The 12,632-nt window shown below is 46.2% G+C and carries 10 protein-coding genes and 2 tRNA genes; all 12 read right to left on the bottom strand.

Annotated features, from left to right (window positions below; all coding sequences use genetic code 11):
* Positions 1-47: 47 nt before the first annotated feature.
* Positions 48-2,537, bottom strand: coding sequence for a stage II sporulation protein E (gene spoIIE, locus MY7_RS18280; protein WP_029326253.1), 2,490 nt, complete (start codon positions 2,535-2,537; stop codon positions 48-50).
* Positions 2,538-2,746: 209 nt separating this feature from the next.
* Positions 2,747-2,818, bottom strand: a tRNA-Glu gene (locus tag MY7_RS18275).
* Between the two features lie 9 nt (positions 2,819-2,827).
* Positions 2,828-2,904, bottom strand: a tRNA-Met gene (locus MY7_RS18270).
* A 157-nt stretch (positions 2,905-3,061) separates the two neighbouring features.
* Positions 3,062-3,448, bottom strand: a complete 387-nt coding sequence (locus MY7_RS18265) for a S1 domain-containing RNA-binding protein (RefSeq protein ID WP_004264630.1) — start codon at positions 3,446-3,448, stop codon at positions 3,062-3,064.
* An 80-nt stretch (positions 3,449-3,528) separates the two neighbouring features.
* The gene (gene divIC, locus MY7_RS18260) at positions 3,529-3,906 is read right to left on the bottom strand and encodes a cell division protein DivIC (protein WP_014416730.1); all 378 of its coding nucleotides are present in this window, start codon (positions 3,904-3,906) and stop codon (positions 3,529-3,531) included.
* Between the two features lie 17 nt (positions 3,907-3,923).
* Positions 3,924-4,559 (bottom strand): spore cortex biosynthesis protein YabQ, encoded by a 636-nt coding sequence (gene yabQ, locus MY7_RS18255; RefSeq protein ID WP_007615182.1) that lies wholly within the window; start codon positions 4,557-4,559, stop codon positions 3,924-3,926.
* Positions 4,556-4,858, bottom strand: coding sequence for a sporulation protein YabP (gene yabP, locus MY7_RS18250; protein WP_004264638.1), 303 nt, complete (start codon positions 4,856-4,858; stop codon positions 4,556-4,558). Before yabP ends, yabQ begins: the two co-directional genes overlap by 4 nt.
* A 78-nt stretch (positions 4,859-4,936) precedes the next feature.
* A complete protein-coding gene (locus MY7_RS18245; RefSeq protein WP_007409934.1) occupies positions 4,937-5,197 on the bottom strand; it encodes an RNA-binding S4 domain-containing protein in 261 nt (86 codons plus the stop codon).
* A 1-nt stretch (position 5,198) separates the two neighbouring features.
* The gene (gene mazG / locus MY7_RS18240; RefSeq protein WP_007615180.1) at positions 5,199-6,674 is read right to left on the bottom strand and encodes a nucleoside triphosphate pyrophosphohydrolase; all 1,476 of its coding nucleotides are present in this window, start codon (positions 6,672-6,674) and stop codon (positions 5,199-5,201) included.
* On the bottom strand, positions 6,664-8,244 hold the full coding sequence (locus MY7_RS18235; RefSeq protein ID WP_007615179.1) for a putative polysaccharide biosynthesis protein: 1,581 nt from the start codon (positions 8,242-8,244) through the stop codon (positions 6,664-6,666). Before MY7_RS18235 ends, mazG begins: the two co-directional genes overlap by 11 nt.
* Before the next feature lie 168 nt (positions 8,245-8,412).
* Positions 8,413-8,949: a stage V sporulation protein T gene (spoVT, locus tag MY7_RS18230; protein ID WP_004264646.1), complete on the bottom strand. Its 537-nt coding sequence runs from the start codon at positions 8,947-8,949 to the stop codon at positions 8,413-8,415.
* A gap of 136 nt (positions 8,950-9,085) precedes the next feature.
* Positions 9,086-12,619 carry a transcription-repair coupling factor gene (mfd, locus tag MY7_RS18225; protein ID WP_007615178.1) on the bottom strand — a complete coding sequence of 1,178 codons (3,534 nt, stop codon included), beginning with the start codon at positions 12,617-12,619 and terminating at the stop codon, positions 9,086-9,088.
* Positions 12,620-12,632 lie beyond the last annotated feature (13 nt).

Below are 12,632 nucleotides of genomic sequence, written 5' to 3'. Positions count from 1 at the left end.
CGATTAGTCCCATCTTCGCCAGAAGGAAAGTGATTTATACGAATGGATTAAGAAATCTCCTTTTTATTTTGGAAAACCGCCGGCACCGGTATGGAAGCCCATTTCGGCGTGTTGTGATCAATCCGGACAACAACCACTGTCATATCGTCTTCGATTTGGCCGGAACGCGTTCTGATGACCTCTTCCATTAATATATCAGCGATTTCCTGCGGATCTTCGGTTTTCAGCCCTTTCATTTTCCGCTTCATCCACAGGTCGTGGTTTTCAACGTGCTTCGGCCCTTCAAAAATACCGTCACTCATCATGACGAGCAGATCTCCCGCTTTTAACTGTTCACTTACAACCTCCACATCAAATTCATTGATGATGCCGATCGGCAGATTGCTGGCCTGAACTTTCATGACTTGATCTCCCCGCTTGATAAAACTCGGCGTTGAACCGACCTTCAAGAATTTGCAGCTTGCATCCTGAAGATCAATGATAGAAAGATCGAGAGTTGAGTAGATTTCGTCTGTCGTCCGTAAAGACAGAATACTGTTGATCGTTTTTATCGCTATTTTTTCATCAATACCTGATTCGAGAATTTTTTCGAGGAGCTTAATCGTTTCATTGCTCTCATAATGGGCCCTCGCCCCATTGCCCATGCCGTCACTGATCGCGGCCGCATACTTTCTCGCCCCCAGTTCCATCATGCTGTAGCTGTCTCCGGAGACAAGGCCGCCGCCTTTTGCCGCATGAGCCGCGCCTGTCGATACCCGGTACGACTTGGTCGAACCGAACGCGACATGGCTGTAGCCATTCGGATGAGTCGAGTGCTGTTCGCTTTTGACAAGTATCTGCTCCTCAAGAATGTCAGACAGCATCGGAGCGATAATTTTCTCACTCTCGCCGTGTCCTCCGCTGAACGGGATTGTCATTTCGATATCAATATTACCCTGCTCCAAGCTGTATATCTCGACATGCTGAATCTCGATTCCGAAATGCTGAAGCGCCTCTATCATTTGTTCTTCCTGAATAAAATGCTGCTCCCTCTCCCGTTTTATTTCCCGAGAAAAGTCCGCCATGACCTCAGAAACCCCCAACAGCTGCTCGGCAACAAGCCTTCTGCTGTCCTGAACTTTTCTCTTCAGTGTCAGATGGGCGTGATGGTGGGCAAGTTCGTCCTCAATCAGCTCTTCCACCTGTCTGGATTTGGAACAGTGCTGTTGAAACTCCTTTTTTAATCTGCGGTTTGAGGCATACTGTTTTTCTTCTGTTTCATGCATAACTTGTTTCATTAAGTCATATGTTTTATCAAAGTTTTGAACCCAGCATTTGCTTTTCTTATAGCAGGATTGGCAGGAATGCTCGGTGATTTTGCTTAAAAAGAGATCCACTTCCCCTTCTTCCGCCTGCTCATCAGAAGACGTCTGATGAAAGGTGGCGAAGCTCTCCGACAAGGCATGAAACACATTGGAGAACTGGTCTACTTTCTGGGCGGTGACATCTCTGATTTTCCTCGCGTACTGCTGCTGTTCCTGACTGTGCTCAGCAGTGCCCGGTATGTATCGCGCCACCTTTTTCGTAATCGATTGGGGTGTAATCAAAAACAAAACAACGGCAATCAAAGATTCATAAAGAGTGGTCATTAATCCGGCAGACCCTTCTCCATATAATGAAATCAGCAGTGAGCCGATCACTAACCCGACTGCGGCGCCGGCTTTCTTTCCTTCTTTCAGCAGCCCGCCAAGAAGCCCGGAAAACGCAAGCAGACTCATTTGATAGAGATTCCCGATATTCGCAAGCCCGAGGATCAGTCCGGTCACAACACCGACCGTACAGCCGATGCTTGCCCCGCCGACAAAGGAAAAACTCAGCACGACATAGCGGGCCAGGATATGCTCAGCCTGCATTCCCTGAAATGAAACACCGGCAAGCCCGGTTAAAACGGATGCGATCAAAATCATAAAACAGATGATTTCTTCTATTTTTAACGATTGCTTCACTTTTTTGATCGTGAAGATCGGCAGGCTTTGCAAAAAGATCAGCGTCAAAATAAAGGCCAGGCCCGCCTCGACAACAGCCATCACATAATCATAGGTGGTAAAAACGCCGCTCTCAAAATAAACAAATCCGATTCTCGCGGCAGCCATAGAGAAAAACACCACGATCGGCAGCATCTTCACCCGGTCCTGCACGATATATGTACCGATTTTTGAAAATAGAGTGAAGACGGCCAAAGCTGTGAGAATCAATAAAGAGTGTTTCGGCGAAATGGTTAAAGCGCCCGCAAGTAAAGACAGACAAGCATAGAAGGCTTTATCTCTTCTGATCAAAAGCATCGCTCCGAAAAACGGCAGCGCAAACGGAAGAACCTCAGATAATATGAAAGCCCGTCCAAGTAAAAAACCGATCACGACATAAATGAAACCCTTATAGAAAAAAAGTGAATGCGCTTGATGGACTGTAAGCTTTGCCGCCTTTTCAAAAAACGATTGCAGTTTTTCCAGAGCTTGTCCCGCCATCGGCCCGTTCACTCTTCTTTCCGCTTTTTCCATTGCTCTCATCCCCCACCTGTTTTATTCGTTGCTTGTCATTATAAATGAAAGCCCAGATAGGATTTTGTCAAAAGAAGGTAACAATTCCAAAGAACTCTTCGACGCTTTCTCCCTTGTTCCCCTTTCCTTTCGTATTTCCTCCGACATTTCTCAAAAAGTTGTCTAAATATGAAAAAATCGGCTTCTGCAACAGAAGCCGATTCGCTTGATGACCCGTACGGGATTCGAACCCGTGTTACCGCCGTGAAAGGGCGGTGTCTTAACCGCTTGACCAACGGGCCGGATATATATGGTAGCGGCGGAGGGGATCGAACCCCCGACCTCACGGGTATGAACCGTACGCTCTAGCCAGCTGAGCTACACCGCCATATAGGTGCTTATAAGCACAAGTTATATAATACAAAGGTTTCTTCATTCCGTCAACAGAAACTTTAAAGTTTTAATTTTCTGACTAAACGGGCGTATAAAAAAAAAGCACCCGCTGGGATAGACGGATGCTCCATGTATTTATAGAAAGCAGCAAGTTATCCTCTTCTTGCTCCGCGCCCTCCACGTTTTGATTCCGTGTTTCGTTTTAAAGATGATAAGCGGTCTTCGCTATCTTTAAGAAACTTGTTCATTTTCTGTTCAAAAGATTCTTTCGGACGGAAATCATTTCTAGGTCTGGCTTGCGGACGGTCTTTAGCTTTTTTAATTGATAAACCAATTTTCCCGTCTTTTTCAACGTTGATGACTTTCACTTCAACTTGATCGCCGACTTTTAAATGCTCGTTAATGTCTTTTACATAATTATCGGCTACCTCACTGATATGAACGAGACCGGTTGAGCCTCCAGGCAATTCAACAAATGCTCCGAAATTTGTAATACCTGTTATTTTCCCTTGCAACTTGCTGCCAACTTCAATCGACATAAAAAAAGTGCTCCTCCTTAGGCTTATAAAAAGATCGTTTGTTTAATTATACCTAAATAAAAATTTAAGTGTCAACAAGGCTACTTGCTCTTCTTCTCTACATTAAAGAGAATCTCACCATTTCCTGACATAAACAAGTCTCTTCTGGCAAGCTCTGTGACGTAATCCTCATCCTTTAATTTGGAAATTTCATCTTTTAAATCAGCCTGTTTTGCGTTCAATTTTTTCACTTGTTTTTCCAGCTGAGCTTTCTTTTCTTCGTTTGCGCTAAGGGAAGAGGTCTGCGACCAAAGAGAACCCGCTAAGACAATAGCCGTCAACAACACAAGGGCGCCGAATACGATCAACCGTCTGAAAAGCCCTTTCCGCCTTCTTTTCATAAGCTGGGATTGCCGTTCAACCTGCTCTTTATAGTCGTTTTGAATTTCAGTTATTGTACGTTCTCTAGATAGATTCAAATCAGACGGTCCTCCTTTCACCTTTTCAAAATACGTATCATGGTCGATCTGATTGTTATGATTAGTTTCTTGCTCTTTTGTAAAAATCCTGCACTTTTTTGAAAATATCGTTTGAAAGTAAGACGCCACTTTTCAGGAAGAAGTTTCAATAATTGTTTCAACAGGAAAAACAGCGGATACAGCAAAAACGTTACGATCTTAAAAAGACACTTCGCAAAAAAGGCACTCACCCGATAGGAGTATAAAGAAATAGCCGTGATCAGCCCGATGAGCAGCTTAAAGAGCAGAAGCACCGGACGGAACAGCACGTGCTGAATGAGCTTTTTTGCGAATTGGTAAAGAGACACCGCAAGATGAATGGCAAATTTCAGTATTTTTATATACATTCGTTTAAACAGGCTTTGGTACGTCGCAATACCCAGTAAGACAGCCAAGAAAATGTATACCCTGAGTTCTCCTTCATTCACGTTGAGCAGCACATAGAAAAACAGCAGACCTTGTACAATCCAAAAGAGAATGTCATGAATGAATAACAGCCATCTGGCCGTTTTGGCGCGGCTGACAAACAGCCTGTATGTATCAAGCGACGCTCCGAGCCAGGCGCCCATACCGGTCATTGCCAGCATCGTATAAAATTGGGTCGTCAGCGTCATTTAAACAACTTGCTAAAAAACCCTTTAGCTTTATCCCCTTGCTGCTCGTCTAAATATACAAGGTCAAACACCCTGCCTTTTATAGATACAATCCCTTTTTCCACATCAAGATTTTTCATCTGCAGGTTCTCGCCTCTGACGGAAAGCATTCCCATAACTGTTTCCAGCAAAAACTCTTCGTTGTCAAAACTTTCTACATGCTTGACGCCCGAAATGTCTAAATGCTTTCTCCCTTTCATCGTTACATCATGCTGTTCCGGAACAGAAGAAGAACCTTTTTGCTCATAATATGAATTCATCTATTCAGCCCCCATATCCTCGATACTTTTAGCATTATTACTGCATTGTATGAGGCGGGAGCCTTGTTTAGAACAAGCCTATTCGCCGAGTTTTTCTTCCTTGACGATTGTATACATGCCCGCGGCTTCTTCTTTTTTCGTTGTTTCTTTCAATTCGTTTACCTTCACGGTGACAAGCTTCTGGCCGAAGCGGACCGTCAGTTCATCACCGGCTTTTACGTCTGAGCTGGCTTTCGCCTGATTCCCGTTAACGGTGATTCTCCCTTGATCGGCGACCTCTTTCGCCAATGTGCGGCGTTTAATTAATCTGGATACTTTTAAAAACTTATCAAGTCTCATATCAGAATCTCCTCTCCATTTCTTTTGCTTCATCCCACAATTTGTCCATTTCCTCAAGTGACATTGCGGTCAATTCAAGTCCCTTTGCTGCCGCTTCTTTCTCAATATAAGCAAAGCGTCTGCGGAATTTGTCATTTGTCATGGCGAGCGCTTCCTCAGGCTCAATTTTATAGTATCGGCCGATATTGACCAATGCAAATAAAACATCGCCGAATTCAGCTTTTAAGCTGATTTCATCTGCTGATTCGGCGGAAGCCTCTGCAGAAAATTCCTTCAGCTCTTCATTTACTTTATCCCATATATCCTGAACGTCATCCCAGTCAAAGCCGGTTTTCGCGGCTTTTTTCTGAAGCTTGGCCGCTTTTGCAAGAGAAGGCAGTGTTTTCGGCACTGCATCCAGCAATGAAGAGGATGTTGTTTGCTTTTCCGCCTTTTTGATTTCTTCCCAGTTGGCGACGACATCATGTTCATCCTGAACCTTAACATCCTTAAACACATGCGGGTGCCGTCTGACCATCTTCGCACTGATGTCTCTGATGACATCATCAATTGAGAAATACCCCTCGTCTTCTCCGATCTGGGCGTGCAGCATAACCTGAAGCATGACGTCCCCGAGTTCTTCTATCATGTGATCCGTGTCCTCTTCGTCAATGGCCTCAAGCAGTTCGTAGCATTCCTCAATCATATATTTCTTTAATGACTGGTGTGTCTGCTTTTGATCCCACGGACAGCCGTTCGGCCCGCGAAGCTCGCGAATAATACTTCGGAATGCAGAAAATTCCTGGTAAAGGAGTTCTTCTTTTTTAATCGGCGGAACATACACGCTTGTTAAGTTATTTATTTCTACATTGCGGTCAAGTTCAAACAAAGGCACCTTGGTCATCTTTTCTCCCTTGCTTCCGGCTGCCGTGACGATGACCACTTCATAGTCGTCAGGCAATTTCTCCATAAGCGTCAGCTTCACCTCAGAGGCCGTCATTTGGTCATAAACCTGGCAAATGATCAGGTGATGGCGGAGTTCGAGCTCATCCGGCGTCATTGTTTGCGCATCCGTAAATTGAAACCCTTCAATCGGATCAATTCGCAATGCATTAAAAGTGGCATCCAAAAAGCTTTGCCCTCCGGCAGTATGAACAGCGACCTGTTGTTCTTCCCGGCGTTCAAATAACAGCTGAACGGTTTTCTCAGCGACAAACGGATGCCCGGGCACAGCGTAGACGACATCCTCTTGCTTCGCTTTTTCAAACAGAATATCCGCGATCTCTTCATAGACCGCTTCAAACTGATCATGTTTTTCATAAATATCATCAAAATACCGGATGTCCGCTTCCGTCTCTTGCTCTAATTCCGGAATCAAAGGGTGGTCTTTCGTTCTTATATATAAATGCTTCGCCTGAGTCAGCAGCTTATGTACGCCCACTGTCAACTGATCCATGTCTCCGGCGCCGAGGCCGACGACCGTAATGTTACCTGCCATGTTTTTCTCTCCTCTTTTTCAATTTGCTTAAAGCACTGCCGAAAGGAAGGCCGCTCAGCTCTTCGTCCGTGAAAATCTTCATTCTTATCATACAATAAATAAACAATAGCCCTCCGATGACTGACGCAGACAGACTCGCACATACAGCTCCGACCCTGCTGACAGGAACAAATAACTGCCATAGCTTCATATATACGAGCAGAAAGAAGACCATCAGCAGACTGCACCAGCACAGACGGGCAATCACGCCTCCGATATTCGTCAGCCAGCCCCTCGACCAAATTCTCCGGAGATTCAGGCACGCAACTGCGGCAAATGCCAAGACGGTCGCCAGTGCCGCTCCTGTAATACCCCAGCCGGGGACCAGCCAAACATTCAGCACCCATTTCAGCGCCCCTCCCGCCAAAACGGATACGGCGGGGAAAACGGTATGTCCCGCTCCTTGCAGAATCGCGGCTGCCGTAAGCGCAATTGAGGCAAAAAAGATAGATAAGCTGAATATTTGTAAGGTCTGCGTCCCCTCACTGTTTTGGAAAAGCATGATATTCACCGGCTCTAAAATGCAAAAAAGCCCGGCTGATGCACCGATCCCTACCGCAAGGCAGAGCTTGACGGCTGATGTTGCTTTCTCTTTTATGATAAACGGCTTATTCTCATGCACCGCTTTTGAAATTGAAGGAACCAATGACGCGGCGATACTGACGGCAAACACGGTTCCCAGCTGAAGGAGCGGCTGTCCGCGGTCATATATGCCTTTCAGCCGTTTCGCGGCATGGCTCTCCGTCCCGTCTGAAAGCAGTGAATATAAGTTTAAGGCGTCTACAAGCTGAATCAAAAGCATGAGTACACTGCTGATACAGATGGTGACTGAATAAAGCAGCAGCTTTTTTACAATGACGGCCGTTTCGATATGTCCGCCGTCTTTCTTGGTTTCTTCCCGCTTATACCAGAAAACAGCCAATACACAAAGGGCCGCCAAGCTTCCGGCAATTGATCCCGAGGCCGCCCCCGCACCCGCCGCGTATAATGAACGGCCGCTTTTCAAAAGCCAGAAGGATAAACCGAGAAGCACCGCCACGCGAAGAAGCTGTTCCGTAATCTGGGATAAGGCTGACGGCATCATATCATGCACACCTTGGAAATACCCCCTGAAAACCGCCGTAAACGGAAACAGTATGAAACCGAACGCCGCGACCCTTATCAGCATCACAAGGCGGGCGTCACCCATAAAACCGGCCAACGGCGCCGCGCCAGCATACATGAGCGCAAACAGAACAAGTCCGGCCGCCGTGACATAAAGGGCGGAAATTTTCATTATTTTTTGTTTATGATTGCTATAATCGTTCATTAATTTTGAGATGATTACCGGAAAACCGGATGTTGACAGCATGACCGCAATCCCTAAAAACGGATACACCTGCTGATAAATGTAAAATCCGACGTCACCGACAATATTCTGAAAAGGAACCCTGTACACGGCGCTTAATATCTTCGTCACGATACCCGCAACGACGAGCACAAAAGCACCTTTCCATGCCGATTGCCGCTTGGCGCCAACTGAATCGTTCATCCAAAAGCTCCTTCCAGCCGCTAGAAAATTACGTCTATAAAACGAGCTTATTATATCACAATCCTAACGGCCGAACCGATAGAGAGCACATATGAATATGAAAAAGAACAGCACTTGTATAAGAGCTGCTCTTTCTCCGTTTTCTTATTTCAATAATGGTAATAAGACCTACTGCTCCATTTGTCTCGCCAAAAAACTGGCTGCCGTTTCTACTGCTTTATGTTCTACTTCTCCAAGCGCCTGTTCCTTGGAAAAGATGACCACGGCGCCGATAGGATCGCCATTTGCCACGATCGGGGCTATTGTATAGGAGCTCATATCTTCATCAATGTCATTAACAAGCTGCGCGGACTTCACGTCGTTTTCTACCACTGAGCTGCGCTGATCCATCGTTTTTTCGAGCAAATCGCTGATGGCTTTGTTCAGAAATTCTTTTTTCGAACTGCCTGAAACGGCAATATACGCGTCACGGTCGCAAATCAAGACGGAATGGCCGAGACTGTCATACAATGCATCTGCATATTCTTTCGCAAAATCGCCAAGCTCACTGATAGGAGAATATTTTTTCAATATAACTTCTCCGTCGCGGTCAACGAATATTTCAAGCGGGTCTCCTTCCCTGATCCGCAGTGTTCTCCGAATTTCTTTAGGGATGACGACCCGTCCTAGATCATCAATACGACGTACGATACCTGTAGCTTTCATCTCTCTGGTGCCTCTCTTTCATGTGATGATATTTAAGGGAAAGTACTAAAGCTCTTTACTTTATGTAGCTTCCGCCACTCGCTTGAAATTAGTATCCGTCACATCAAATGTAATATACACCAGAGAGTAACAATTTTTATGAAGATGCGATTGTTTCTTTCTTCACATCCTGAAGGCCTTTCAGCATGCCGAGCACGGTCTCCAGCCACTCTTCCGTTTTGCGGCCTTTCGTCTGTACTGAGATTTTCAGCTTTTTCCCTTCCATTCCCAGTCCGATCTGCCGGCCGTATTTATTGCCGAGTTCGAACAATTTCTGGCCGTCAATCTGTGCGCTGGCCTCTTCAGAAATGGTAAATCTGATCGCGTCTTTATCCTGCTTGATGAGTTCGACGCGTTCATATTTTCCGTATACCTTCATCTCAGCAACCGTAAACAGCCATTCAACCTCTTTAGGATAGCTGCCGAACCTGTCAATGATTTCATCTTGAAGCTCATTTTTCTCCTCAATTGTGGCGATCGACCTGAAGCGTTTGTACATGTCGATTTTTTGCTTGCCGTCTTGTATATAGTTTTCAGGAATATACGCGTCCAGCTCGATATCGATTTCTGTCTCAAACTGTTCGCTTTTCGGAATATCGCCTTTCCGCTCTTCAATCGCTTCCTTGAGCATTTGCGAGTACAGGTCAAAACCGACTGAGTCGATAAAGCCGTGCTGCTGGGCGCCGAGAAGGTTCCCCGCTCCCCTGATCGTCAAGTCACGCATGGCGATTTTAAAGCCTGATCCCAGCTCGGTAAATTCTTTAATCGCCTGCAGCCGTTTTTCCGCCACCTCAGTGAGCACTTTGTCTCTGCGGTACGTAAAATACGCGTAAGCGACGCGGTTAGAACGGCCGACCCGTCCTCTCAGCTGATACAGCTGAGACAGCCCCATTTTGTCTCCGTCGAACACAATCAAGGTATTGACATTTGGTATATCTACGCCTGTCTCAATAATAGTCGTGCTGACAAGGACGTCTGATTCCCCCTCCAGAAAATTGAGCATGACGCTTTCCAATTCATTTTCGGTCATTTTTCCGTGAGCATATGCCACTTTCGCATCGGGAACAAGCATGGAAATTTCATCAGCCTTCCGCTCGATGTCATCCACGCGGTTGTACAAGAAATATACCTGTCCTCCGCGCGCCAGTTCTCTTTCGATAGCTTCCCGCACAAGCGCGCCGTTGTATTCCACGACATATGTCTGAACAGGGAAACGGTTTTCAGGCGGCGTTTCAATAACAGATAAGTCCCGCACACCGAGCATGGACATATGAAGCGTACGCGGTATCGGCGTCGCTGTAAGAGTCAGCACATCGACATTAGCTTTGATCTGTTTGATTTTTTCCTTATGCGTTACGCCAAAGCGCTGCTCTTCATCAATGATGAGCAAGCCGAGATCTTTATAGACGACGTCTTTAGATAAGAGCCTGTGGGTTCCGATTACGATGTCTACCGTTCCGTTTTTCAGGCCTTTAATCGTTTCATTGGATTCTTTTCTCGTTCTGAATCGGCTGAGAAGACCGATGTTAATCGGATAGTCCTGGAAACGCTCCATAATGGTTTCATAATGCTGCTGCGCGAGTATTGTCGTCGGCACAAGAAGCGCGACCTGCTTTCCGTCTGCGATCGCTTTAAAGGCCGCTCGGATGGCTACCTCCGTCTTCCCGTAACCCACATCACCGCAAAGCAAACGGTCCATCGGGCGCTCTCTTTCCATGTCCTTTTTAATCTCCTGAATGGAACGGAGCTGGTCCTCTGTTTCCTGATAAGGGAAAGCAGATTCGAACTGCCGCTGCATTTCATGATCCGGCGAGAACGCATAGCCTTTGCTTGCTTCCCGTTCCGCATAAAGCTTAATCAGATCATCGGCAATATCCTGAACGGAGTTTTCAACTTTTTTCTTCACCCGTTTCCATTCACTGCCGCCCAGTTTATAAAGCTTCGGTTCTTTTCCTTCAGAGCCGACGTACTTCTGCACCTGGTCGATTTGTTCTACAGGGACGTACAGCTTATCGCTACCCTGATAATGAATGTTGAGGTAATCTTTATGAATGCCTTTGATTTCTAGTGTTTCGATCCCCAAATACTTACCGATCCCGTGGTTGACGTGGACGACATAGTCACCGACCTGAAGCTCGGAATAGCTTTTGATCCGTTCGGCATTTGTCAGCTTCTGCTTTCTCGGCTTTTTCTTAATTCGGTTTTTGAACAGTTCTTCCTCCGTAATGACGGCCAGCTTCATCAGCGGCAGTTCAAAACCGGATTGCAGCTCGCCTTCCATGACATAGACCTGTCCTTGCACAAGCGCTTTGGAGCTGTCCGTTTTTGCGGCTTCAATTTCGTAATCAGCCAGCACGGATGCCAATCTGTCGGTTCTGTCCTTATTTGCGCCTAAAAAGACGACGGTGAAGTTTGATTTCTTAAAGCGCTCCATTTCACCTGCGAGCACATTCATCTGCCCGTGAAAACTCTGCATCTGCCGGCTTGTCACATTCACGATATTCTGAGGGCTTGTATGCTGGACATGACGCAAAAATAATGAATAATAAATAGACGGGCGCCGCTTTTCGCTCATAAGCTCCTGAAAGCTGAAGGATAAATGAATGTCATGCAGAATTTTCCCTTCCTCGAGCAGACTTGTCATAAATTCGGCCTCTTCTTTTTGCAGCTGATCCTCCATTTCATGAATGCGGCTGACCTCGTCTAACAGTAACAACGTGTCTGCCGGTGTATAATCTAGCAAACTAGCAGGTTTTTCGTAAAAGTACGAGAGATACTTCACAAGTTCCTGATCAGTCTGTCCCGTTGATAACCGTTCTTTATCATGTGAGATATTGATATGAAGCATTTCCTTTTGTTTGTCCTGCTTCAGCTTTTTCAGACTGTCGGCAAGCCCTTTATCGAGCCTTTCCATTGCCCGGGCTTTTTCTTCCGCCCTGATGATCAATTCCTTCGCCGGTCCGATCGCCACATGTTTGAGCGTCTCAATTGATCTCTGGTCATCAGAATTGAAGCTTCTGATGGAATCGACCTCCGTATCAAACAGTTCAATTCGCACCGGATGCTCCGACGTCAGCGGATAAATGTCGATAATTCCGCCGCGAATACTGAATTCACCGGGTGCAGAAACCATATCGGAACGCTCATACCCCACCTCTACAAGGCGCGCGGACAGCTGATCCGGTTCTATTTCGTCTCCGAGTGAAATGACGAGCTGGCTGCTTTTCCACAGCTCCTTCGGCGGAAGCATTCTTCTCACTGCCGCAACGGGCGCCACAACGACCGGCGCTTCTCCGTTTGTTAATCTATTAATGACATCAAGCCGCTGAGCGCGCAGTTCAGGGCTCGCTACAGCAATTTCTGAAGAAATCAATTCATTCACGGGGTATAAAAAAACAGATTGATCCCCGAGAAGCGCCGTCAGATCTTCCGTCACTTTTTGGGCCTGATATAAATTATGGGTGATAAAGAAAATCGGCCTTTTCGTTTCCTGTGCAAGGGCGGAGGTAAAAACAGAACGCGCGGAACCTGACAGACCCGCAAGCAGCTGTTCCTTCAGCCCCTCATGTAAACCGTTGACAATGGATTTAAAATCATCGCTTTCTTTAATAAAGGTTTGAATGTTGTCCATATGGGCCCTCCTC

The organism is Bacillus sp. 5B6, assembly GCF_000259405.1.
GTDB classification, from domain to species: Bacteria; Bacillota; Bacilli; order Bacillales; family Bacillaceae; genus Bacillus; species Bacillus velezensis.
This window is presented reverse-complemented; position numbering and strand designations above follow the sequence as displayed.